Source organism: Terrabacter sp. NPDC000476, from assembly GCF_040300125.1.
In the GTDB taxonomy this organism is placed as follows: Bacteria; Actinomycetota; Actinomycetes; order Actinomycetales; family Dermatophilaceae; genus Terrabacter.
In genome coordinates this window covers 1,889,761-1,911,599 of sequence record NZ_JBEPDF010000001.1, presented here as the reverse complement: position 1 = coordinate 1,911,599, position 21,839 = coordinate 1,889,761, and the positions used below count along the sequence as shown (strand labels likewise).

General features: G+C 74.0%; 23 protein-coding genes and 1 tRNA gene. 8 read left to right on the top strand and 16 right to left on the bottom strand.

All coding sequences use genetic code 11. The annotated features are described in order from the left end of the window. Positions 1 to 27 precede the first annotated feature (27 nt). Positions 28 to 522, bottom strand: a complete 495-nt coding sequence (locus tag ABT295_RS08915) for a YajQ family cyclic di-GMP-binding protein (RefSeq protein ID WP_345507225.1) — start codon at positions 520 to 522, stop codon at positions 28 to 30. A 152-nt stretch (positions 523 to 674) separates the two neighbouring features. Here ABT295_RS08915 and ABT295_RS08910 point away from each other — a divergent pair. Further along, positions 675 to 755, top strand: a tRNA-Tyr gene (locus ABT295_RS08910). Positions 756 to 826: 71 nt separating this feature from the next. Here ABT295_RS08910 and ABT295_RS08905 read toward each other — a convergent pair. Beyond that, complete coding sequence (locus tag ABT295_RS08905; RefSeq protein WP_352394003.1) at positions 827 to 1,579, bottom strand: FadR/GntR family transcriptional regulator; 753 nt, start codon at positions 1,577 to 1,579, stop codon at positions 827 to 829. Positions 1,580 to 1,666: 87 nt separating this feature from the next. Here ABT295_RS08905 and ABT295_RS08900 point away from each other — a divergent pair, with 87 nt between their 5' ends. The 3 genes from ABT295_RS08900 to ABT295_RS08890 all read left to right on the top strand — a co-directional run bounded on the left by ABT295_RS08900 (position 1,667) and on the right by ABT295_RS08890 (position 5,035). Further along, a complete protein-coding gene (locus tag ABT295_RS08900) occupies positions 1,667 to 2,593 on the top strand; it encodes a proline iminopeptidase-family hydrolase (RefSeq protein ID WP_352394002.1) in 927 nt (308 codons plus the stop codon). Positions 2,594 to 2,654: 61 nt separating this feature from the next. After that, positions 2,655 to 4,106 (top strand): APC family permease, encoded by a 1,452-nt coding sequence (locus ABT295_RS08895; RefSeq protein ID WP_352394001.1) that lies wholly within the window; start codon positions 2,655 to 2,657, stop codon positions 4,104 to 4,106. After that, positions 4,103 to 5,035, top strand: a complete 933-nt coding sequence (locus ABT295_RS08890) for an acetamidase/formamidase family protein (protein WP_352394000.1) — start codon at positions 4,103 to 4,105, stop codon at positions 5,033 to 5,035. Before ABT295_RS08895 ends, ABT295_RS08890 begins: the two co-directional genes overlap by 4 nt. A gap of 23 nt (positions 5,036 to 5,058) precedes the next feature. Here the strand turns inward: ABT295_RS08890 and ABT295_RS08885 are convergent, their stop codons facing one another. After that, positions 5,059 to 5,535 carry an ester cyclase gene (locus ABT295_RS08885; RefSeq protein ID WP_352393999.1) on the bottom strand — a complete coding sequence of 159 codons (477 nt, stop codon included), beginning with the start codon at positions 5,533 to 5,535 and terminating at the stop codon, positions 5,059 to 5,061. 109 nt (positions 5,536 to 5,644) lie between these two features. Between ABT295_RS08885 and ABT295_RS08880 the strand changes: the two genes are divergently transcribed. After that, entirely contained in the window at positions 5,645 to 6,325 is a 681-nt protein-coding gene (locus ABT295_RS08880) for a TetR/AcrR family transcriptional regulator (RefSeq protein WP_352393998.1), read from the top strand. A 99-nt stretch (positions 6,326 to 6,424) separates the two neighbouring features. Here ABT295_RS08880 and ABT295_RS08875 read toward each other — a convergent pair whose 3' ends face one another. From ABT295_RS08875 to ABT295_RS08835, 9 genes are read right to left on the bottom strand one after another with little or no spacing between them, the layout of a single operon-like run. After that, positions 6,425 to 7,444, bottom strand: coding sequence for a sensor histidine kinase (locus ABT295_RS08875; RefSeq protein WP_352393997.1), 1,020 nt, complete (start codon positions 7,442 to 7,444; stop codon positions 6,425 to 6,427). Beyond that, a complete protein-coding gene (locus ABT295_RS08870) occupies positions 7,441 to 8,184 on the bottom strand; it encodes a response regulator transcription factor (protein WP_352393996.1) in 744 nt (247 codons plus the stop codon). The genes ABT295_RS08875 and ABT295_RS08870 overlap by 4 nt, the downstream gene beginning before the upstream one ends. Before the next feature lie 35 nt (positions 8,185 to 8,219). Continuing rightward, positions 8,220 to 9,356, bottom strand: coding sequence for a glycosyltransferase 87 family protein (locus ABT295_RS08865; protein WP_352393995.1), 1,137 nt, complete (start codon positions 9,354 to 9,356; stop codon positions 8,220 to 8,222). Next, positions 9,353 to 10,105, bottom strand: a complete 753-nt coding sequence (locus ABT295_RS08860; protein WP_352393994.1) for a methyltransferase domain-containing protein — start codon at positions 10,103 to 10,105, stop codon at positions 9,353 to 9,355. The genes ABT295_RS08865 and ABT295_RS08860 overlap by 4 nt, the downstream gene beginning before the upstream one ends. Further along, a complete protein-coding gene (locus ABT295_RS08855) occupies positions 10,102 to 10,731 on the bottom strand; it encodes a TIGR04282 family arsenosugar biosynthesis glycosyltransferase (RefSeq protein ID WP_352393993.1) in 630 nt (209 codons plus the stop codon). The genes ABT295_RS08860 and ABT295_RS08855 overlap by 4 nt, the downstream gene beginning before the upstream one ends. Next, entirely contained in the window at positions 10,728 to 11,471 is a 744-nt protein-coding gene (locus ABT295_RS08850) for a glycosyltransferase family 2 protein (RefSeq protein ID WP_352393992.1), read from the bottom strand. The genes ABT295_RS08855 and ABT295_RS08850 overlap by 4 nt, the downstream gene beginning before the upstream one ends. Next, a complete protein-coding gene (locus ABT295_RS08845) occupies positions 11,455 to 11,883 on the bottom strand; it encodes a hypothetical protein (protein WP_352393991.1) in 429 nt (142 codons plus the stop codon). The genes ABT295_RS08850 and ABT295_RS08845 overlap by 17 nt, the downstream gene beginning before the upstream one ends. Next, entirely contained in the window at positions 11,884 to 12,546 is a 663-nt protein-coding gene (locus ABT295_RS08840; RefSeq protein WP_352393990.1) for a molybdopterin-dependent oxidoreductase, read from the bottom strand. Beyond that, positions 12,546 to 13,103, bottom strand: a complete 558-nt coding sequence (locus ABT295_RS08835) for a cytochrome b/b6 domain-containing protein (RefSeq protein WP_352393989.1) — start codon at positions 13,101 to 13,103, stop codon at positions 12,546 to 12,548. Before ABT295_RS08835 ends, ABT295_RS08840 begins: the two co-directional genes overlap by 1 nt. Before the next feature lie 113 nt (positions 13,104 to 13,216). On the opposite strand from ABT295_RS08835, the gene ABT295_RS08830 reads away from it, so the two are divergent. Together ABT295_RS08830 and ABT295_RS08825 are read left to right on the top strand one after the other, a co-directional pair. Next, complete coding sequence (locus ABT295_RS08830) at positions 13,217 to 14,638, top strand: glycosyltransferase 87 family protein (protein ID WP_352393988.1); 1,422 nt, start codon at positions 13,217 to 13,219, stop codon at positions 14,636 to 14,638. Between the two features lie 11 nt (positions 14,639 to 14,649). Further along, positions 14,650 to 15,726, top strand: a complete 1,077-nt coding sequence (locus ABT295_RS08825) for an NAD-dependent epimerase/dehydratase family protein (RefSeq protein ID WP_352393987.1) — start codon at positions 14,650 to 14,652, stop codon at positions 15,724 to 15,726. A gap of 9 nt (positions 15,727 to 15,735) precedes the next feature. On the opposite strand, the gene serA is transcribed toward ABT295_RS08825, so the two are convergent. Together serA and ABT295_RS08815 are read right to left on the bottom strand one after the other, a co-directional pair. Next, a complete protein-coding gene (gene serA / locus ABT295_RS08820; RefSeq protein ID WP_502991081.1) occupies positions 15,736 to 16,944 on the bottom strand; it encodes a phosphoglycerate dehydrogenase in 1,209 nt (402 codons plus the stop codon). A 46-nt stretch (positions 16,945 to 16,990) separates the two neighbouring features. Continuing rightward, positions 16,991 to 17,722 (bottom strand): GntR family transcriptional regulator, encoded by a 732-nt coding sequence (locus ABT295_RS08815; RefSeq protein ID WP_352393985.1) that lies wholly within the window; start codon positions 17,720 to 17,722, stop codon positions 16,991 to 16,993. Positions 17,723 to 17,738: 16 nt separating this feature from the next. Here ABT295_RS08815 and ABT295_RS08810 point away from each other — a divergent pair, with 16 nt between their 5' ends. Then, on the top strand, positions 17,739 to 20,558 hold the full coding sequence (locus tag ABT295_RS08810; RefSeq protein ID WP_502991134.1) for an FAD-binding and (Fe-S)-binding domain-containing protein: 2,820 nt from the start codon (positions 17,739 to 17,741) through the stop codon (positions 20,556 to 20,558). Between the two features lie 24 nt (positions 20,559 to 20,582). Here ABT295_RS08810 and ABT295_RS08805 read toward each other — a convergent pair whose 3' ends face one another. Together ABT295_RS08805 and ABT295_RS08800 are read right to left on the bottom strand one after the other, a co-directional pair. After that, positions 20,583 to 20,867, bottom strand: coding sequence for a hypothetical protein (locus tag ABT295_RS08805; RefSeq protein ID WP_352393983.1), 285 nt, complete (start codon positions 20,865 to 20,867; stop codon positions 20,583 to 20,585). Between the two features lie 140 nt (positions 20,868 to 21,007). Further along, entirely contained in the window at positions 21,008 to 21,730 is a 723-nt protein-coding gene (locus tag ABT295_RS08800; protein ID WP_352393982.1) for a FadR/GntR family transcriptional regulator, read from the bottom strand. Positions 21,731 to 21,839: the final 109 nt, after the last annotated feature.

The following is a 21,839-nucleotide window of genomic DNA, read 5'->3' as shown; positions in this document are numbered from 1 at the left end:
GCTTGTCGGGCAAGCGAATCGGGCGGCTCAGCGCTGGTTGGTGAAGGTGAGTGCGACGTCGAGGTCGGCCTCGCGCAGCATCCGCTGCACGGCCTGCAGGTCGTCGCGCGACTTGCTCGAGACCCGCAGCTCGTCGCCCTGGATCTGGCTCTTGACGCCCTTGGGGCCCTCGTCGCGGATGAGCTTGTTGATCTTCTTCGCGTTCTCCTGCGAGATGCCCTCCTTGAGGGGGGCGTCGAGGTGGTACTCCTTGCCCGAGAGGCGCGGGCCGGCCTCGGGGACGTCGAGGTGCTTGAGGCTGACCTTGCGCTTGACGAGGTGCGTCTGCACGACGTCGAGGACGGCGAGGCACCGCTCCTCGGTGTTCGCCTTCATCTTGATGACCTCGCCGGCGAGGTCGACGGAGGCGCCGACGTTCTTGAAGTCGTAGCGCGTCGCGATCTCCTTGCCGGCGCTGTTGACCGCGTTCGCGATCTCCTGCTTGTCGAACTTGCTGACGATGTCGAAGGAGGAGTCGGCCATCGGGGGTCCTTCCGGAGCTGCGGGTGGGTCGCTCGGGTGCGAGCCGGGGTTTCACGGCCACCTTACGGCCGCCCCGAGGGCACGTCGAAAGCGCCGCCCGGGCCCGATTACGGACCGCGCCCGATCTCTTGCTATCCTTCCAGACGCACCACGGCAGGTTGTCCGAGCGGCCAATGGAAACGGACTGTAAATCCGTCGCGAAAGCTACGAAGGTTCGAATCCTTCACCTGCCACCCAGTGCTCGGAAGGGCCCCTGACCAGCGGAGACGCCGGTCAGGGGCCCTTCCGCTCGTGAGGGGCGCGGTCAGGCGCCCTGCGCGCGTCGCAGGCCGGCCTGCATCGTCTCGAGGGTCAGCGTGAAGTGGTGCTGCGCGCAGTGGCCCGCCGCCTCGGCGTCGCCGCGCACGACGTGCCCGACGAGCTCGGCGTGCTGGGCCAGCGCCTCGTCGTAGAACTCCTGCGTGTAGGGCTCGACGCCGAAGCCCAGCGTCGCGGCGGCCGTCAGGTGCGCGCTGAGCGAGGTCAGGTGCGGGTTGCGGGCGGCAGCCGTCACGAGGCCGTGCAGCCGGCGGTCGGCGTTGCGGGCCTGCGTCATCGACGTGGCGGCCTGGAACTGCTCGAGGGCCTGCTCGAGGGCGGCCACGTCGTCGTCGGTGCGCCGCTCGGCGGCGGCGCGGGCGATCATGCCCTCGACCATGCAGCGGTAGTCGTGGAGCTCGAGCAGCCGGGGGATCTCGGTCTCGAGCGTGCGGCGGGCGACCTCGGGCGCGACGTCCTCCCAGGACGCCTGCGCCACGAAGGCGCCACCGCTGCGTCCGCGGCGGGTCTCGATGAGGCCGAGGTCGGTCACCTGCTGCAGCGCCTGGCGCACCGTCTGGCGGCTCACGCCGAGGGAGGCGGCGAGGTCGCGCTCGGACGGGAGGCGTTCGCCGGGGGAGTACTCGCCCACGGCGATGGCCGTGACGAGCCTGTCGCTGAGGGTCGTGGCCTTCGTGCGGGGCTCGCCGCCGAGGGGGGCGAGCGCCTCGCCGTCGTCCGGCTCCCGTTCGCGCTGCACGTCCGCAGTGTATGCGTGCGGTCGAGAAAGGTCTTGTCAGCGGACCATTTGCGTGGTCCACTGTTCCCCGTTCACCGAGGAGGACAGATGGCGACGACGCACGACGACCGGTTCCCCGATCCCACCACCGAGGGTGAGGTCGACTTCCGGGGCCACCGCACGTGGTACCGCGTGACCGGGCAGCTCGACCCCGACGCCGAGCAGGCGCCCCTGGTCGTGCTCCACGGCGGCCCGGGCGCCGCCCACAACTACACGCTGATGATGGCCAACCTGGCGCGGCAGGGTCGTGCGGTCGTGCACTACGACCAGCTCGGCTGCGGAGGGAGCAGCCACCTGCCCGACGCGCCGGCGGACTTCTGGACCCCGCAGCTCTTCGTCGACGAGCTGCGCACGCTCGTCGAGGCCCTGGGCATCGACCGGCGCTTCCACCTCCTCGGCCAGTCGTGGGGCGGGATGCTCGGGCCCGAGGTCGTGCTCTCGGACGACGCCGGCATCCGCAGCCTGACGATCTGCGACTCGCCCGCGTCCATGGAGCTCTGGCTCGAGGCCGCCAACACGCTGCGCTCCCGCCTGCCCGAGGAGGTGCAGCAGACGCTGCTCGCCCACGAGGAGGCCGGCACGACCGACTCGGCCGAGTACGCCGAGGCGGAGAAGGTCTTCTACGACCGGCACGTGTGCCGGGTCGTGCCCAACCCACCCGAGGTGACCGACTCGTTCGCGCAGATCGAGCAGGACCCGACGGTCTACTTCACGATGAACGGCCCCTCGGAGTTCCACGTCATCGGCTCGCTCAAGAACTGGTCGGTCGTCGACCGCCTCGACGGCATCCACGTGCCGACGCTCGTCGTCGCCGGAGCGCACGACGAGGCCATGCCCTCGGTGTGGGAGCCCTTCACCTCGCGCATCCCGGACGTGCGGTCGCACGTCTTCCCCGAGTCGAGCCACATGCCGCACGTCGAGGAGCCCGACGCCTTCCTCGACGTCGTCGAGTCGTTCCTGCGCCAGCACGACTGATCCGCCGACCGTCCCCACCGACCGTCCCCACCGACCGTCCCCACCAACCTGGAGGTCACGCATGCCCACCACCGACCGCGCCGTCCCGGGTGAGGGAGACCTCACCCGGTTCGGCTACAAGCAGGAGCTGAACCGTGGGCTCTCCACGACGGACCTGCTCATCTACGGCCTCGTCTTCATGGTGCCGATCGCGCCGTGGGCCATCTACGGCACGGTCTTCAACGAGGCGAAGGGCATGGTGCCGCTCGTCTACCTCATCGGCCTCGTCGCGATGATCTTCACCGCCCTGTCGTACGCCCAGATGAGCCGGGCGTTCCCCATCGCCGGCTCCGTCTACTCCTACGTCGGGCGCGGCATGAACCCGAAGCTCGGCTTCATCGCGGGCTGGACGATCCTGCTCGACTACCTGCTCGTGCCGACGCTGCTCTACGTCTTCGCGGCCGAGTCGATGTCGGGCATCTTCCCCGCCGTGCCGAAGTGGGCCTGGATCCTGCTCTTCCTCGTGGTCAACACCGCCGTCAACTACGTCGGCATCTCCTTCACGGCGGTCGTCAACCGCGTGTTCCTCACCGCCGAGATCCTCTTCATCGTCATCTTCGTCGTCATGGCCGTCGTCGCCATCCGGAACGGCACGGGCGGCGCGCACGTGACGATGAAGCCGCTCTTCGACGCCGAGAACTTCTCGGCGCCGCTCGTCGGCACCGCGCTGTCGATCGCGGTGCTCTCCTTCCTCGGCTTCGACGGCATCGCCACCCTCTCCGAGGAGAGCAAGGGCGGGCACCGGTCGGCCGGCATCGCCATGATCGCCGGTCTCTTCCTCGTCGCCTTCTTCTTCATCAGCCAGACCTGGCTGGCCGGCATGCTCATCCCGGACACCACCTCGTTCCCGGAGGACGAGGCGGGCAACGCGTTCTTCGACATCGTCGGCCGGATCAGCAGCAACGGCTGGCAGATCGCGTTCCTCGCCATGAACGCGCTCGCCGTGGGCATCGCGAACGCCGTTGCGGCACAGAGCGCCACGTCGCGACTGCTCTTCTCGATGAGCCGCGACGGGCAGCTCCCGCGCTTCCTCGCCCACATCAACACGCGGAGCAAGGTGCCGGAGCGGGCGATCCTCCTCGTCGCGGGCATCACCCTCGTGCTGGGCCTCTTCTTCGTCGGCCAGATCGGCCTCATCAGCTCGCTCGTCAACTTCGGTGCGCTGACCTCGTTCCTGCTGCTCCACCTCTCGGTCATGACCTACTACGGCGTGCGCCGCAGGTCCTCGAACGTGCTGCTCCACTGGGTCGGGCCGATCATCGGCTTCCTCATCATCGGCTTCGTGCTGTGGAACGCCGAGGCGGCCGCCAAGATCGGTGGCATCGTCTGGCTGGCGATCGGCATCCTCGTGCTCGCGTACTACAGCCGCAAGGGGATCGGGATCCTGCCGGAGCACCGGGCGGATGCCGACGGCGCCGCTCCGGACGCAGCGACCGAGTACCAGACCACCGGCGAGCAGAAGGGCCGCGCATGACGACGCACCTCATCCCCAAGGACCGGGCGCACGCCGACTTCGCGGCCACGCACGAGCCGGCCCTCACCGTCGATCCCGGCACGGGCGACCACCTGACCTTCGAGACGGACGACACGGCATACGCCCAGATGGAGGAGCTGCGCGACCTCGCGAAGGTGACGGCGACGATCAACCCCGTCACCGGCCCGGTGCACGTGCGTGGCGCCGAGCCGGGCGACGCGCTTGCCGTGACGATCCACTCCATCGAGACGGCCGAGCACGGCTGGTCGGTCTACATCCCCGGGGCGGGCGCGCTCGCCGGGCCGATGGGGGAGGAGTGGTACGTGCGGCGCGTGCCCGTGCGGGACGGCACCGTGCAGCTCACCGAGACCATCAGCTGCCCGGCGGCCCCGATGATCGGGTGCATAGGCGTCGCGTCGGCGGGGGCCGCGATGTCGACCGTCATGCCCTCCTACGCCACCGGGGGCAACATGGACCTCACCGACGCCCGGCCGGGCAGCACCGTGCTGCTCCCCGTCGAGGTCGAGGGCGCACTGCTGTCCATCGGCGACCTCCACGCCGTCATGAGCCGCGGGGAGAGCTCGTTCGTCGCCATCGAGATCGCCGGGCGGGCCACCGTCAGCGTCGACCTCGTCAAGGGCAAGGGCCTGCGGGCGCCGAGGATCGACACGGGCGACGAGCTCGTCTGCGTGGGGTTGGGCGACCCGGTCCAGGTCTCGATCGACCGGGCGTACGAGGACCTCTTCGCGGTGCTGACCGACGAGCACGGCTACAGCAAGCACGACGCCTACACGGTGATGAGCGCTCTCGCGCACAGCGAGCTCGGCGGCCCGACGGGGTCGGTCGCCCCCGACCCGCTGCACCCGTTCCGCGCCGTCGGTCAGGTCACCGTCGCGCGCATCGCCAAGCACCTGCTCGCGTCCCGGTGAAGCGTGCCTCGCCCCGCGGTCCGTCAGGTCGTGGGGGCGAGGCGCTGCAGCAGCCCGGCCTGGGCCAGGATCGCGAAGCGGTCGGGCACTCCCCAGTGCTCGACGATCCGGCCCTCGACGACACGCGCGACGTCGATGACGGTGAGCGTGACGGGACAACCCGAGGGAGGGCCGAAGAACGGGCCGGTCTGGGTGCCCGAGACGACGAAGCGGCACCAGGCGGTGTCGTCGCGCACGGCCCAGTCCGCCAGCTCGACGCTGCTGTCGGGCATCATCGCGTGCACGTCGCGGATGGCGTCCTTGACGTGCTCGATCGCCTGGCTCGCGGAGCCGGCCAGCCCGAACTGGTGCTCGACGAGGTCCGGCGCGCACAGGTCGTCCACGACCGAGACGTCGCCGGTCATGAAGCCTTCGCGCATGATCCGGTCGAGCGCCGCGACGGCTGCCGGCAGCCCGTCACGCGTCGCCATCACCGGGGTCGTGTGGGTGTGGTCGGTCATCGTCGGCTCCTCCGGAATCGGGCAGCGCGAGCAGCGTCGTCCGGGTGACGGCACTGCCACTGCATTCAGTGCAGTGTTACTGCATCCAGTGCATTGATAATGTTCCCGCATGCCACCGCGCGTCAAGACTCCTCCCGACCGGAGCCCGGACGGCGATGACGCCGCCGGCGGGGCCGGCCGCGGGGCGGCGACAGGTCACCCCCGGTCGACGTGGCGAGCGCAGCAGGCATCCGTCACGCGGGACCGCATCGCCGACGCCGCCCGAGGGCTCTTCGCCTCCCGCGGCTACGGTTCCACCAGCATCGACTCGATCGCAGCCGAGGCGGGTGTCGCGGTCCGCACGGTGTATGCCACCTTCGGCAACAAGCGTGAGATCCTCTCGCACATCTGCGGCGCCTGGCTCGACCGGGCCGGGGCGCGCGAGGCGGCTCGCGACGTGCTCGCCGAGCCTGACACGGCGCAGCGGCTGCACCGGGCGGCGCGCTGGCTCACCCACTTGTACTCGGCGGGGTTCGACGTCGTCGAGATCCTCGAGAGTGCGACCGACGACAGTCCCGAGACTCGGGAACTGTTGCGGGCCAAGCTCGCCGGGAGGGACCACGTGATGGACGAGATGATCGCCTCGATCGCCCCCGACCTCACGGTGCCGCTCGCCGAGGCGCAGGCGATGTTCCGTGGGCTGGCGGCTCCGCCCCTCTACCGCGAGCTCGTCGTCGTCGGGGGATGGTCCCCGGACCGGCTGGCGGACTGGCTGGCCGACGTGCTGCACGCGCACCTGCTGGTCCGGTGACCGAGGCCGCCGGACGCGGCCCGGAGGACGTGTCGGACCCAGGGCCCGGCTCTCGGGTGGCGCCACCCCGACCGGCCACCGCGACGTCGCGCGGTGCCGTCAGCGAGCGGGCGTCGACGCGAGCGGGAGCACGATCTCGAAGCGGCAGCCGTCGCCGTCGTGGGGCGTGACCTCGACGTCCCCGCCGTGGGCGCGGGCGATGCCGCGGGCCACGGCGAGACCCAGGCCCGCGCCGACCCCGGTCGCCGGCGTGCGGCCGGAGCTCGCGCGCCAGCCGGGCTCGAAGAGCCGGTCGAGGTGCTCCTCCGGCAGGCCGCCGCAGCCGTCGGCGACGGCGATGCGGGCGGTCCCGTCGCCGGCGCTCAGGGACACCCCGACGTGGTGCGGGGCGCTCGTGTGGGTCACGGCGTTCGTCAGCAGGTTCGCGACGGCGCGCGACAGCTCGCGCACGTCGACCTCGGCCACGACGCTCGGCCCGGGCGAGCCGACGACATCGATTCCGCGCGGACGGGCGAGCGCGCGGGCGGAGGCGATGGCGTCCGAGAGGACGTCGCGCAGGTCGACGAGCGACACCTGGAGGGTGAAGGAGTCGGACTGCAGGCGCGACAGCGCGAGGAGACCGCCCACCATGTCGGCCATCCGGTCCGCCTCGGCCCGGATCGCCGCCGGGTAGCGGCCCTCGGGGGGCGCGTGGCCGTCCTCGAGCGCCTCCGCCATCGCCCGGATGCCGGCCAGCGGCGTGCGCAGGTCGTGCGACATCCAGGCGACGAGCTCGCGCCGGCTCGCCTCGACCCGGCGGTCGCGGTCGCGCTCGGCGGCCTCGGCCGCGGTCGTGCGCACGAGCTGCTGGACGCGGCGGGCGATGAGCCAGCCGAAGACGCCGGCGATGGGCAGCGACGTGGCGGTGACGACGAGCACGACGCTCTGGTCGTGCTCGTTGATGAACATGGCCCGCGCGGTCACGACGATGCCGACGGCGACGCTCACCACGACGACGACCGGCGCGACGACGGCGGCAGCCGCCAGGCGCCGGCTCGCGAGGGCACGCACGGCGAGCGCGCCGAGGAGCCCCACGACGACCGCGGCCCCGGCGGCGAGGAGCATCGCCTCGCCGATCACGGCCGCACCCGTGCGTCGTCCCACCGGTAGCCCACGCCCCACACGGTGCTGAGCCGCACCGGGGTGCCCGGGTCCACCTCGACCTTCTCGCGCAGGCGCCGCACGTGCACCGTCACCGTCGACTCGTCGCCGAACTCCCAGCCCCACACGGATGCCATCAGCTCGCGGCGGGAGAAGGCCGTGCCCGGATGGGCCAGCAGGTGCGCGAGCAGGTCGAACTCGCGGCCGGTCAGGGCGAGGGGCGCGCCGCCCCTCCACGCCTCGTGGCGCCGTCGGTCGAGGCGCAGGTCGCCGTCGACGAGCACGCCGTCGGAGCTCGCCTCGGCCCCCTCGGCCCCGCCGCCCGCACCCGCGACGTCGGCAACCGGGGAGGGCGTGGCGGCGCGGCGCAGGATCGACTGGATGCGCAGCACGAGCTCTCGGGTGCTGAACGGCTTGGTCACGTAGTCGTCGGCGCCGATCTCGAGGCCGAGCACGCGATCCGACTCGTCACCGCGCGCCGTGAGCATGACGACGGGGAGGTCGCCGCGCGTCGCCCGCATGCGCCGGAACACCTCGAGCCCGTCGAGCCCGGGCAGCGTCAGGTCGAGCACGACGAGGTCGGGCGCGGACTCCCGTGCCCGGGCCACCCCGCTCGGGCCGTCGGCGGCCTCCACGACGCCGAGGCCGGCCCGCGCGAGGTAGCCGGTCACCACCTCGCGCAGGATCGGGTCGTCGTCGACGACGAGGATCGTGGGCACGTGGCCAGCGTAGGTCGCGGGCGGTGGTGGCGTCGTCACGGCACGGCCACCCGGTCGGCGCGCACCCGGCGGGCGGAGGGTGCGTCGGAAGGTGCGCCGGAACGGGCCGACGGTGGACCGACCGCGAGCGCGACGAGGCACGCGAGGCCGGCAGCGGTCAGGGCCGACGACGACAGCGGCCCGACGACCGCGACGACCATCGCGGACGCTCCCACCGCCCGCCGACCGAGGCGCCAGCTGAGCGCCGCGGCGGCCGGCAGCAGGATCCAGTGGTGCGACCACGAGATCGGCGACACGAGGAGCCCGACGAGCGCGCACACGACGACACCCTCGACGGCCGCACGCTCGCGTGCGCGGCCGAGCGCGACCACACCCAGCACGGTGACGACGGCGACACCGGCCGCCCAGACCGGGACGGAGGCCGACGGCGCCACGCGGGTCGCCAGGCCCAGCAGGCTCTGGTTGTCGACGAAGCCGGGGTCCCCGACCCGGTGGGTGTCGAGCAGGAGCGCCCCCCAGTAGCGCGCGCTCGCGTCGGGCAGGACCAGCCAGCCCAGCACGGCCGTGCCCCCGAAGGCGCATACAAGCCTTGCTGCCGAACGGAACTCGCGTCGCACCAGCAGGTGCACCACGAAGACGAGCGGGACGAGCTTGATCCCGGCCGCCAGACCGGTCAGCCACCCGCGCCGGTTCGGGGGCACGACGAGCAGGTCGAGCAGCACGAGTCCGACGACGACCCCGTTCACCTGTCCCAGCTGCAGTCCACGCAGCACCGGCTCGCTGACGACGGCCAGGCCGACGACCGACCCGACGGCAGGAGTGACGACCACGGTCGTGAACGGCACCGACCGAGCACGCCGCGTCTCGCGACCGAGGGCGGCGATCGCCCCGGCCGCCGCGGCGACGAGGGTGGCGGCCCCCAGCAGCGCGAGCCCCACCAAGGGCACGGCGGCGATGCCGGCCGCCAGGACGGCGGCGAGGGGCGGGTAGGTGAAGGGCAGCTCGCCGCTCGTCGCATACGGGTCGGCTCCCCGCAGCCACCGCTCACCGGCCCGGCGGTAGACGTCCAGATCGACGTGGTCGCCGAGCCCGGTCCAGACGGCGAGCCCGCACACCACGACCGTGCCGACGACGTATGCCGTCCGCCGCGCCAGGCGGTCGCGCCCGGTCACGGGAGGCCACCCCGGTCGAGCAGCACGAACCGTCGGTGCCCGCGCACGACGGTCCTCGCGGGCCCGAGCCCCGCGCCGGCAGCGAGCTCGACCAGGGCGCGGCTGCCGACCTGGGCCCACGGGAAGGCGGCGCTCGTCGTGCCCTGCTCGTCGACGAGCTCCGCGTGGAACCGGGCGTGTCGGCCGGTCTCGGGGTGCGCCTCTACGACGACGGTCCCTCCGGGCGCCGTCAGGGACGCGCAGCGCGCGAGCAGGGCCGGCGGGTCGCCGCCGATCCCGATGTTGCCGTCGAGCAGCAGCGTGGTGCCCCAGATGCCCTCGCCCGGGAGCGGATCGAAGACCGACCTCAGGAGCACCGGGATCCCGGCCGCACGGGCGATGCCGACCGCGGCGGCCGAGACGTCGATCCCGAGGGCGACGCGACCCCGACGGCGCGACTCGGCCACCATGCGGCCGGGGCCGCAGCCCACGTCGAGCACCGGCCCTGCCGTCCTCCGGAGCACGAGCCGGTCGGCGGCGTCCGGCGCGGCGAGGAAGCGTGCCACCTCGACCCGGTCGCCGGCGTGCCCCGTCGCGTGCGCGCCCGACCCGCCCCCGGCCGGCGACGTGCCCGACGGCGTCGCGGGCCTCAACCGCAGCACCGTCGGGCGGTCGGTGACGAGCGCCGCCTCGTAGGGCCTCCCGCCGCCGTGGCCGAAGTGCGGGGCGCCGTCGACGGGGACGACCTCCCGGTCCAGGGGCAGCGTCATGCCGGCACCCCGGTCCCGAGGGCGAGCTCCAGCGCCCGGGCGAACCGCGTCGCCGGGGCGAGGGCGGCCACGCGCAGGGCGTCGTCGACCGTGTCGACGTCGTCCATGGGCGGCAGCTCGGCCACGACGAGGCCGCCGGCCACGAGCCGGGCCCGCACCTGCTGCCCGGTCGTGTCGCGCGACATCGGCACGCCGCGGACGAACGAGCCGCAGGGCTCGCGCAGGCCGAGGGCCCAGAAGCCGCCGTCCGTGGCGGGGCCGAACCACGCGTCCACCTCGTCCGGCCACGCGTGCACCACCGTGGCGAGCAGCGCCGGGTCGAGGTGTGGCGTGTCCATCCCGACGAGGAGCAGCGGCCCGGAGCACGCGTCGAGCAGGTGCGCGAGTCGCGCGTCGAGCGGACCGGCGCACTGGGCCATCACGCGCGCACCCCCGGCGCTCGCGGGGGCCTCGTCACCGTCGAGGTAGAGCACGACGTCGTCAGCGACACCGCGCACGGTGGTGAGCGTGTCGTCGAGCGCGGCCTGGGCCACGCGCGCCGCCAGCTCGGGCGTCAGGGGTGGGCACAGCCGCGTCTTGACCCGCCCCGGGAGGCACTGTTTGGCCACGACGGCGACGGTGGTCATCGGGTCTCCGCGAGCAGTCGGGACATGTCCCGGGCGGCCTGGACGGTGCCGCGCAGCGTTCCGGTCACCTTCGAGCGCCCGACGCGCGGGGCGTAGGCGACGTCGAGCTGGCCGATCCGCCAGCCGGCGGCATGCGCCCGCAGCACCGTCTCGAGCGGGTAGCCGCTGCGCCGGTCGGCGAGGCGCAGCGCGAGCAGGCCCTCGCGACGCGCGACCCGCAGCGGCCCCAGGTCGGCCAGCGTGAGACCGGTGCGGGCGCGCAGGCTCAGGGCCAGGGCCCGGTTGGCGAGCCGGGCGTGGGCGGGCCACGCCCGCGGGGCCGGCCGCCGCCGGGCCACGGTGAGGTCCCACACACCGTCCACGACCGGGCGGGCGAGCCGCGCCACGTCGGCGAGGTCGACCGAGCCGTCCGCGTCGCAGACCGCGACGAGCTCGGCGGTGGCCGCGAGCAGGCCGGCGTGCACGGCGGCGCCGTAGCCGCGGCGGGGCTCCCGCACGACCGTGGCGCCGAGCCCGGCCGCCAGCTCGGCGCTGCCGTCGCTCGACCCGTTGTCGACGACGACGGCGCGGCAGCGGCTCGGCAGTCCCGCGATGACCGCCGCCAACGCACCGGCCTCGTCGAGGCACGGCAGCACGACGTCCACCCACGCGTCCGGCGAACCGGGCGACGCCGGGCCGGCGAGGAGACCGGGCCCGTCGAGAGGGGCGGGGGACTCGTGGGTCCTAGGCGGTGCGGTCACGGGATCTCCTCTGTGCGATGACGACGCCCGCGACGGTCGCGAGGGCGACGAGGGCGAGCACCCGGCCCAGCCGGGCGGCATACGGACCCGGAAGGACCGTCGGGTTCGGGTTGCCGAGCCACTGCGCGACGATCGCCGGCACGGCGACGAGGCAGAGCAGGGCGGCGACGGTGAGGCCCACACGCACCACGGCGCGGGCGCCGGCCCGCAGGCGCCGGCCGCCACGGTCGACCAGCCCGGAGATGACCGCGGTGGCGGGGCCGACCACCCCGTCGTGCGCGACCACGGCGGCAGCGAGCCACACGGCCACGCCGACGAGCTGGGCGGCTCCGAGGGATGTGAGCGCAGTCCACGCTCCGACCGCGACGAGGTGGATCCCCAACGACGACAGGGTGATCCGTGCGGCTCGCACTCAGATCACCTCGATGGATCGGAGCCACTTGGTCTGGAGCACCCCAGGCCGGCCCGGGGCGACGAGGCGGGCCGGATAGCCGTGCTCGAGGTGGAGCGGCTCGCCGTCGATGCCGAGGGCGACGAGCGTGAGGGGGTCGTCGGCGTACTCGGCCGGCAGCTCCGTGACCCGGTAGGCGCCGCTGCGCTCGAGACTGGTCACGCGCACTCGGCTGAGCGGTGGGGCGCCGACCTCGGCGAGCAGCCGGCGCAGCACGACGCCGTCCCAGGCCACCCCGACGCTCCACCCCTCGACGCAGGCGATGGGGAGGTCGGAGCGCGACTGGGGGAGGGCGAGCAGCGCGTCCCTCGTCAGCGTGCGCGCCGTCGTGCCGTGCCTCAGCTCGAGGCGCCACCCGGGGTCGAGCGCGCTGGCCGTCACGCCGGCCTGCCGGCTCGTGCGGTTGACGGGCAGCCCCTGCGGTCCGACGCTGCGGGATCGCGGTGCGAAGAGGTCGAGGGGAGCGAGCCACGGCACCGCCTGGCCGGCGGTCGTCAGAGTCACGGCACCGACCCCGAGGCCGACGGAGAGGAGCAGCGTGCGGCGGGACACCGACGGTGACGCCGCCCGTGGCTCCTGGCGCGGGCCGCGGTCGGGCGAGCTCCCGACCTCGTTGCGCGACATCAGGACTCGCCTCCGTCGCGCCAGTGCTGACGGATCACCGGCAGCTTGACCCCGAGGTGGACGAGCACGGCACCCGCCATGACCCAGGCGAGGGCGTAGTGCGTCTCGCGGAAGGGGAACGGCCAGGGGTACCACTGGTACGTGTTGAGCAGCCCGGTCACCGGCTGCAGCAGGCTCGTCGCGACGAGCACCGCGACGGAGGCGCGCTCGAGCCCGTTCGCGACGGACGTCACCGGCGGCCAGGTGAACAGGCGGGGGTAGACGACCCAGAGCTTGGCGAGCACGAGGGGCAGCAGTGCGGTGCCGAGCACGACGTGGGCTCCCTGCGTCCACTGGTAGAGCGACGCAGGGCGCGTCGGCAGCGTGAGCCACTCCGGCGGGTCCTGGACCACGTGGCTCCACAGGCCGGTGAGGAGCACCGCGAGGACGTCGGCGCCGAGGAGGCGTCCGACGACCACCGCCCCGCGCGGGTTGCGCGTCGGCGACTGCAGGGCCGTCTGGACGGCGTCGAGTCGGGGCACGACGATCGCGTCGATGCGTGCGGTCAGTCTGGTCACGTCGACAAGCCTCTGGCGCGGCTCGTCCGAGAACCATGACGAGGACCTTACGAAGCACGAACGTCGTTGTGGCGCAGGTGTCGCCACGGCTCCTTCGTCGTCATGCTCGGCACGTGAGGACTCTCTGGACGACGGCTGCACTCGTCGCGCTCGCCCTGGTGACGGCCCGCGCCGCGTCAGGCCCGACGATCTTCGACGGGGCGAGCGGCGTGCCGCTGCTGGTGTGGACGGGCCTGGCGTGGGTGTTGTTCGGCGCCGCGTGGTGGGGGCTGCGTGGCCTGCCGCGGCGACCCGCCCTGATGCTCGTCCTGCTCGGCACGCTCGCCGTCTCCGGGGCGGCACTCGCGGGGCCGCCCAACACGAGCACCGACTCGGCGCGGTACGCGTGGGACGGGATCGTCGCTGGCTCCGGCGTGTCGCCGTGGGCGCACGCCCCGGCCGACGACGCCCTCGACCCGGTCCGTGAGCCGTGGCTCTTTTCTGCGCCCACCGTGGACGCCGGCGGCGTGGAGCGCTGCGTCGGTCCCCGCACGACCGCCGTGCGGTCGATGCCCTCGGGCGCCCTGCTCTGCACCACCCTCAACCGCCCGGCGGTCCCGACCATCTACCCGCCCGTCGCCCAGGGCTGGTTCGCCGCGGTGCGCGCGCTCGTCCCGCCGACGGCGACGTGGTGGCCCCTCCAGCTCGCCGGTGCCGCAGTCGTGGTCGGCGTCGCGGTCCTGCTCATGTGGCTGCTGGCGGCCGGCGGGGGAGACCCTCGCCGGGCCGCGTGGTGGGGGTGGTGCCCCTTCGTCGCCTCGGAGGCGGTGACGAACTCGCACGTCGACGTCCTGGGGGTCGCGCTCGTCGTCGGGGCCACCTGCCTGCTCGCCCGGTCGGTCGCCGAGCGCACACCGCCGTCCCGCTCGCGAGCCGTGCTCGTGGGCGCGCTCATCGGGCTGGCGGCCGCCGTCAAGGTCGTGCCGGCGATCGTCGCGGTGCCGCTTGTGCGACGCCGGCCGGTGCCCACGCTCACGGGCGCGGTCCTGGCCCTGGCCCTGGTCCTCGTGCCCGCCCTCGCCGTGAGCGGCCGCGACGTCATCGGCTACCTGCCGGGCTACCTCGACGAGCAGGGCTACGACAGCGGTGCGGGCCTCACGCTCGCCTCGCTGGTCGTGCCGGGGCGATGGGCCGTGGCCCTCTCGCTCGTGGCGATCGTCGCCGTCGTCGTCCTCCAGTGGCGGCACGTCGGCACGGGGCAGCCGTGGACCGCCCAGCTGCTCGGCGCCGGTGCGATGCTCCTCGTCGTCAGCAGCCCCTACCCGTGGTACGCCCTCGTCCTCGTCCCCTGGATCGCCCTCACCGCGCGCTGGGAGTGGTTCGTCGTGCCGCTGCTCATGACGGCGCACCTTCTCGTGCCCGATGCCGCGCCGATGGCGGCAGTCGTCCCGGCCAGCGCGCTCGTCGTGCTCGCGGTCACCTGGGGGCGCCGGCGCCGCGGTCCCGGCACCCCTGGCCGGCGAGCGGTCGCCGCGGCGCGGGAGACGGTGGCATGACGGGCGGCGGCATGACGGTCCTCGTCACCGGCGGCGCCGGCTTCATCGGGTCGCACGTCGTCGAGGCCCTCGTCGCGGACGGCCGGCACGTGCGCGTGCTCGACTCCCTCCGCGCCGACGTGCACGGGACCGATCCCGACCTCGCCGTGCTCGAGGCGCTCGGCGACGCCGTCGACCTCCACGTCGGCGACGTCACCGAGCGGCACGACGTCGAGGCGGCCCTCGACGGGTGTGACGTCGTCGTGCACCTCGCCGCGAAGGTGGGGCTCGGCGTCGACTTCGACGACACCGAGGACTACGCGCGCTCCAACGTCATGGGCACCGCGGTGCTGCTCGCCGCGACGGCCCGCGGCGCGGTGCGTCGTCTCGTCCTCGCCTCCTCGATGGTCGTCTACGGTGACGGCGACTACCTCGACGCGCAGGGTCGGGTCGTGCGCCCCCTGCCGCGCCGCCCCGCCGACCTGCGGGCCGGCCGGTTCGACCCCGTGGGCCCGGGGGGTGAGGCGCTCGTCCCGACGCTCGTCGGCGAGGAGTCGGTGCTGGCCCCGCAGAACGTGTATGCCGCGACCAAGCTCCACCAGGAGCACCTGGCCCGGGCGTGGGCGCGGTCGACGACGGGACGCGCGGCCCTGCTCCGGTTCCACAACGTCTACGGCCCCCGGATGCCGGTGGACACTCCCTACGCGGGGGTGGCGTCGATCTTCCGCTCGGCCCTCGAGCGGGGCGAGGCGCCCCGGGTCTTCGAGGACGGGCGGCAGCGGCGCGACCTCGTGCACGTGCGCGACGTCGCCGACGCCGTCGTCCGCGCGGCCGGGTGGACGACGACCGCGGAGGCGGGCAGCGCGCGGGCGTTCAACGTCGGCAGCGGGGTCGTGCGCACGGTGGGCGAGCTGGCCGCCGAGCTGAGCGACGCCCTGGGTGGCCCGGCGCCGGAGGTCACCGGCGCGTTCCGGCTCGGTGACGTGCGGCACGTGACCGCGAGCTCGGCCCGCATCGGGGCCGAGCTCGGGTGGCGGGCCCGCATCGCCTTCGACGACGGCATCGAGGAGCTGGCCGCCGCGCCGCTGCGTCGGGCCGTCAGGCCATGAGGGCGCGGCTCACTCCGCGTCGTCCGACCACGCCTCGAGGTGCACGGCGTCGGCGACGTGGCGCAGCGACGCGAGCGTCTCGTCGGAGACGGGCTTGTCGGTGTCGGTGACGACGTAGCCGTGCTCGCCGCGCGTCGCGAGCGACTGCCCGACGATGTTGACGCCGGCCGCCGCGAGCGTGTTGTTGATCGCCGCGAGCACGCCGGGGACGTTGCGGTGCAGCAGCGCCATCCGGAAGGCCCCCTCGCGCGGGGCCGGGGCGACGTCGGGGAAGTTCACCGAGAGCGAGGTGGCCCCCGTGAGGACGTATGCCGTCAGCTTCGTCGAGACGAACGTGCCGATCTCCTCCTGGGCCTCCTCGGTCGACCCGCCGACGTGCGGGGTGAGGATGACGTTGTCGAGGCCCCGCAGGGGCGACTCGAAGAGGTCGCCCTGCGCCTTGGGCTCGACGGGGAAGACGTCGATGGCCGCGCCGGAGAGGTGCCCGCTGAGGATGTGCTCGCGCAGGGCGAGGTCGTCGACGACCATGCCGCGCGAGGCGTTGATGAAGACCGAGCCGGGCCGCATCCGGGCGAACTGCTCCGCGCCGAAAAGGCCGGCGTTGCCGGGCCGGCCGTCGACGTGGAGGCTGACGACGTCGGACTCCTCGAGCAGCTCCTCGAGCGAGCCCATGCGCCGGGCGTTGCCGTGGGCCAGGCGGTCGGCCGTGTCGAAGAAGGCGACCCGCATGCCGATGGCCTCGGCGACGTTGGACAGCTGCGTGCCGATGTTGCCGTAGCCGACGATGCCGAGTGTGCGCCCGCGCGTCTCGTAGGCGCCCTTGGCCGACTTGTCCCAGACGCCGTCGTGCATCCGCTGCGTCTTCTCCGGCAGCCGGCGCGCCAGCGCGAGGATCTCGCCGAGGACGAGCTCGACGACGCTGCGGGTGTTGGAGAACGGTGCGTTGAAGACGCCGACGCCGCGGAGCGTGGCGTGCGCGAGGTCGACCTGGTTGGTGCCGATGCAGAAGCAGCCGATGGCGCGCAGGTCGGGGGCCGCGTCGAGCACGGCCTGCGTGATCTTCGTGTTGGAGCGGATGCCGACGATGTCGACACCCTGGAGGGCCTCGATCAGCTCGGGCTCGGCGAGCGAGCCCGCGCGCACCTCGACGTCGAAGCCGTGACGCGCGAACGTCTCCCGTGCGACGGCGTGGACGTTCTCCAGCAGCAGTACCTTCACGCGTGTCTTCTCCCTACGTGCCCGTGTGGTGCGGTGGTCTCGGTCATCAGGCTGCCCCAACCGGCGGTCGTCCCGCCGGGAGGGGCGCTCCGTGAGACGGCCCGCCCGGCGCCGTGCCCCCGCCGACGGTCCGTGCGAGCAGCACGCCGGTGCGCTCGAGGTGCAGCCGCATCGCCGTCTCGGCGTCGGCGCCGCGCCCGGCGAGGATGGCGTCGACGATGGGGGCGTGCTCGTCGCGGATCTCGCCCAGCGACCGGCCCGACGTGGTCGTCGGGGGTCCGAGCAGGGCGGTCGTGGCGCGCAGGCGCTCGATGACTGCGGCCGCGCGGCGATTGCCCCCGGCCTGCATCAGCCGGTCGTGGAGGCGGTGGTCGGCCACCCAGAAGTCCTCCTCCGACGCCCGGTCGACCGCGGCCACCATGGACCCGAAGGCGTCTCGGATGCCGCCGCGCTCGGTCACGTCGGCCGACTCGGCGGCGCGGCGTGCGGCGCGGGGCTCGAGGGCGAGGCGCAGGTCGAAGATCTCCTCGATGTCGCGCGCCCGGGGGAGCACCACGCGGAAACCCCGGTTGCGCGTGATCTCCACGAGGCCGGCCTCGGCCAGGCGGAGCAGGGCCTCGCGGACCGGGCTGCGCGAGACGCCGAGCAGGTCGGCGAGCTGGTAGACGGAGTACGTCTCGTCGGTCCGCAGCTGCCCGGCCGTGATCCCCGCGCGCACCGCGTCGACCACCCCGTCCGCGAGGGACGTGGCTCCGCGGGGGAGGGACAGCTCGACCATGAGTAACATGTTACCCATGGTCGAGGAGTCGTCGGAGGTGGTGCGGTCGCTCGAGGCCGCCGGGCTCGAGGTGCGCGCCGACGCGGGCACCCGCAGCATGTACGCCTCGGACGCCTCGCTCTACCGCATCCCCCCGCTCGCGGTCGTGCGGCCGCGCGACGTCGACGACGTGGCGGCGACGCTGGCCGTGGCCCGTGCGACGGGGGTCCCCGTCACCTCCCGCGGCGCCGGCACGTCGGTCGCCGGCAACGCCGTCGGCCGTGGCGTCGTGCTCGACTTCTCGCGGCACCTGAACCGGGTGCTGTCGCTGGACCCCGAGAGCCGCACGGCGGTCGTCGAGCCCGGGACGGTGCACGCCGTGCTCCAGCGCGCGGCCGCCCCCCACGGCGTGCGCTTCGGCCCCGACCCCTCGACCCACCCGCGCTGCACCATCGGCGGCATGATCGGCAACAACGCCTGCGGGTCGCGCTCGCTCGCCTACGGCCGCACGTCCGACAACGTCGCGGGGCTCGAGCTGCTCACGGCCGCCGGCGACCGCCTGACGACGGGCTACGACGCGGAACGGGTGCCGTTCGCGCGGGGCGCCGACGACGTCGTCTCGGGCGTGCGCGCGGTCATGGGGCGACACCTCGGGACGACGCGCACCGAGTTCGACCGCTTCGGCCGCCAGGTGTCGGGCTACGCAGCGCACCACCTGCTGCCCGAGCGGTTCGATCTCACCCAGGCGCTCGTCGGCTCCGAGGGCACGCTCGGCGTCATCACGCAGGCCACGGTGCGTCTCGTCGTCGACGCGACCGTGCGCGTCGTCGTCGTGCTCGGCTTCCCCGACATCGTCGACGCCGGGCGAGCCGCGCCGGGGGTCGTCGCGCACGGCCCCACGTCGTGCGAGGGCCTCGACTCCCGGCTCATCGACGTGCTCCGGGCCCGTCGCGGCCCGGAGGCGATCCCACCGCTGCCGAGCGGGCGGGCCTGGCTCTTCGTCGAGTTCGCGGGCGAGGACCGCGACGAGGTGCTCGCCCGTGCGCAGCGACTCGCCGCCGAGACCGACGCGGCCGGCTCGGTCGTCGTCGACGACCCGGTCGTGCAGGCCCGCCTCTGGCGCATCCGCGAGGACGGCGCCGGTCTCGCCGGGCGGGCTCCGTCCGACAAGCCCGCGTGGCCCGGGTGGGAGGACGCCGCCGTGCCGCCCGACCGGCTCGGTGACTACCTCGCCGAGTTCGACGCCCTCGTCGGCGCCTACGGCATGACCTCGGCGCCCTTCGGCCACTTCGGCGACGGCTGCATGCACGTGCGCCTCGACCTCCCGCTCGACCAGCCGGGGGGCACCGCCGTCATGCGCGAGTTCCTCACCGAGTCCGCCCGGCTCGTGGGCCGGTTCGGCGGCTCCCTGTCGGGCGAGCACGGTGACGGGCGCGCACGGTCGGAGCTGCTGCCGCACATGTACTCGTCCGACGCGATCTCGATGTTCGCCGGCATCAAGCACGCCTTCGACCCTGGCAACCTGCTCAACCCGGGGGTGCTCGTCGACCCGGACCCGATCGACGAGAACGTCCGCCCCGCAGGGAAGTTCACCGTGCCGGGGCTGGCCCTCGCCTACCCGCACGACGGCGGGGACCTCGCCCAGGCCGTGCACCGCTGCACGGGCGTCGGCAAGTGCCGCGCCGACAACTCCGCCGCGGGCGGCGTCATGTGCCCCTCCTACCTCGCCACCCGGGAGGAGAAGGACTCGACGCGTGGGCGCGCGCGCGTGCTGCAGGACGTCGTCCGCGGGGAGCTGCCGTGGTCGGATCCCGCGGTGCACGACGCCCTCGACCTCTGCCTCTCGTGCAAGGGCTGCGCCTCGGACTGCCCGACGGGCATCGACATGGCGACGTACAAGTCCGAGGCGCTGCACCAGACCTACCGACGCCGGCTCCGCCCGCGCTCGCACTACACGCTCGGGCGCCTACCGATGTGGGCGCGCCTCGCCGGCCGCGTGCCCGGTCTCGCGAACCGGTCGTTGACCCTGCCGCTGCTGAAGCCGGTGGCCCTGTGGCTGGCCGGGGTGGACGCGCGGCGCTCGATCCCCGCCTTCGCCGCGCGCCCCTTCCGGCGCACCTTCGCGGCCCAGCGGTCCGAGCGGACGCCGGTCGTGCTCTTCGCCGACTCGTTCACCGACTCCTTCTCGCCCGAGGTGGCCGAGTCGATGGTCCGGGTGCTGCGCGCCGCGGGCTACGAGCCGCGGCTCCCGAGCGGCTCGGTGTGCTGCGGCCTGACGTGGATCACGACCGGTCAGCTCGACTCCGCGCGCTCGATCCTGCGGCGGACCGTGGCCACCCTCGCCGCCGACGCGCGCGCGGGGGTGCCGATCGTCGGCATCGAGCCGTCGTGCACGGCCGTGCTCCGGTCGGACGTGCACGAGCTGCTGCCGGGTGACCCCGACGCAGCCCTCGTGGCCGCCGGGGTGCGCACCCTGGCCGAGCTGCTCGCGGAGACGCCGGGGTGGCGCGCCCCCGACCTCACGGGCACCGAGGTGGTGGCCCAGCCGCACTGCCACCACCACGCCGTGCTCGGCTGGAAGACCGACGCCGACCTGCTGCGCGGGACCGGTGCCACCGTGCGCACGCTGGCCGGGTGCTGCGGCCTCGCCGGCAACTTCGGCGTCGAGCGGGGCCACTACGAGGTGTCGGTCGCGGTGGCCGGGCAGAACCTGCTGCCGGCGCTCGATGCGGCCCCCGACGCCGTGGTGCTCGCCGACGGGTTCTCGTGCCGCACCCAGGTCGACGACCTGCGCTCCCGACCGGCCGTGCACCTCGCGCAGCTGCTCGACCCCGGGCGGACCGCCGGTCGCGCCTGACGGCAGGAGGCCGGGTGCGCCCGGTCAGGCGGTGGCGGCCGGCGCCCGGAGCGCGGCACGGCGGCTGCGCAGGGCGCCCACGACGAGCCGTTGGTGGCGTAGCAGCAGGCGCCGCTCGGGGTTGCTCACGAGGTGGCCGCCGAACGGGACGAGGGCCGGGAGGTGGCGCAGGCCGTCCTCGGTCGCCGCGAGGTCGGCGATGAGCTCGCGGATGCTCCTCGTGGCGAGGGTCGCGCCAGGTGCGACGGCGTGGTCGGTGGCGGGGGCCGGCAGGTCCGGCAGGTCCGGCAGGTTCGGCACAGGGGTCATGCGGCACTCCGGGGTCGGGTGGGACGTCTGGGACGTCCGTGGAGGGCCGGCGCCGACCGGGACCTGGCCGGCCGGTGTCGGGGACGTCGCTGCGACGCTACGACGACGCTGGTCCCGGCCGACAGGGACCTTGGTCCCGATCAGCGGTTGAGGTCGCGCCAGGCCGTGCGGATGTGGCTCTCGACGAGCCGCTCGGCCTCGTCGGCGTCGCCGCGCTCGACCGCTGCGTAGATCGCCTCGTGGTCGGCCCGGAGGCGCTCGACGACCTCGTCCCACTCGTCGAGGTGCCGGAAGCGGTCGAGGATCGGCAGGCGCATCGACTCGCGGATCGCGACGGTCATGTCCGCCGCGAGCCGGTTGCCGGCCGCGGTCGCCAGCGCCACGTGGAAGGCGGTGTCGGCGTCGTTGAAGCTGAGGCGGTCGATCCCGGGGTCGGCCATGACGTCGAGGATGTCGCGCAACCCCTTGAGCCCCTCGCGCGGCGCGTTCGAGGTGAGGAGCCGAACGCTCAACCGCTCCAAGGCGATTCGCACCTCGATGACGTCAGGCAGTGGGAAGTTCGCGAGCGCGACGTGCAGCTGCAGCAGCTCCGTCAGCGCCCGCGAGGGCACGGCCGTGATCGTCGTGCCGCCGGCGCTGCCGGCTCCCACGGACGAGCGCACGACGCCCATCGCCTGGAGGGTGCGTACGGCCTCGCGGACGGCCGAGCGGCTCACCTCGAGCGACTGTGCGAGGTCGCGCTCGGCAGGCAGCACGTCGCCGACCGACAGCTCGCCGGCGAGGATGCGCGTCTCGACCCAGTCGAGCACGACCTCGAAGGCCTTGCGGCCCGAGGGGTGGGGGAGCGGGGTGTCGGCGGGCACGACGCAAGCATGCCACTGCCCCGTCCCCGCGACGGACCGCCACGGGTCGAGGTGCGGCCCCGCTCCCCGGCGCGACGGCGCACCTCGACCCGGCGGCGGCGTCAGCGGG

What these genes read in the sequence shown, in the direction of transcription:
- ABT295_RS08895 (WP_352394001.1), top strand. Translation starts at nt 2,655, where the DNA reads ATGCCCACCACCGACCGCGCCGTCCCGGGTGAGGGAGACCTCACCCGG.
- ABT295_RS08815 (WP_352393985.1), bottom strand. Translation starts at nt 17,722, where the DNA reads ATGGTCGAGCTGTCCCTCCCCCGCGGAGCCACGTCCCTCGCGGACGGG.
- ABT295_RS08825 (WP_352393987.1), top strand. Translation starts at nt 14,650, where the DNA reads ATGACGGTCCTCGTCACCGGCGGCGCCGGCTTCATCGGGTCGCACGTC.
- ABT295_RS08915 (WP_345507225.1), bottom strand. Translation starts at nt 522, where the DNA reads ATGGCCGACTCCTCCTTCGACATCGTCAGCAAGTTCGACAAGCAGGAG.
- ABT295_RS08855 (WP_352393993.1), bottom strand. Translation starts at nt 10,731, where the DNA reads ATGACCACCGTCGCCGTCGTGGCCAAACAGTGCCTCCCGGGGCGGGTC.
- ABT295_RS08900 (WP_352394002.1), top strand. Translation starts at nt 1,667, where the DNA reads ATGGCGACGACGCACGACGACCGGTTCCCCGATCCCACCACCGAGGGT.
- ABT295_RS08885 (WP_352393999.1), bottom strand. Translation starts at nt 5,535, where the DNA reads ATGACCGACCACACCCACACGACCCCGGTGATGGCGACGCGTGACGGG.
- ABT295_RS08880 (WP_352393998.1), top strand. Translation starts at nt 5,645, where the DNA reads ATGCCACCGCGCGTCAAGACTCCTCCCGACCGGAGCCCGGACGGCGAT.
- ABT295_RS08890 (WP_352394000.1), top strand. Translation starts at nt 4,103, where the DNA reads ATGACGACGCACCTCATCCCCAAGGACCGGGCGCACGCCGACTTCGCG.
- ABT295_RS08805 (WP_352393983.1), bottom strand. Translation starts at nt 20,867, where the DNA reads ATGACCCCTGTGCCGAACCTGCCGGACCTGCCGGACCTGCCGGCCCCC.
- ABT295_RS08860 (WP_352393994.1), bottom strand. Translation starts at nt 10,105, where the DNA reads ATGACGCTGCCCCTGGACCGGGAGGTCGTCCCCGTCGACGGCGCCCCG.
- ABT295_RS08810 (WP_502991134.1), top strand. Translation starts at nt 17,739, where the DNA reads ATGGTCGAGGAGTCGTCGGAGGTGGTGCGGTCGCTCGAGGCCGCCGGG.
- ABT295_RS08840 (WP_352393990.1), bottom strand. Translation starts at nt 12,546, where the DNA reads ATGTCGCGCAACGAGGTCGGGAGCTCGCCCGACCGCGGCCCGCGCCAG.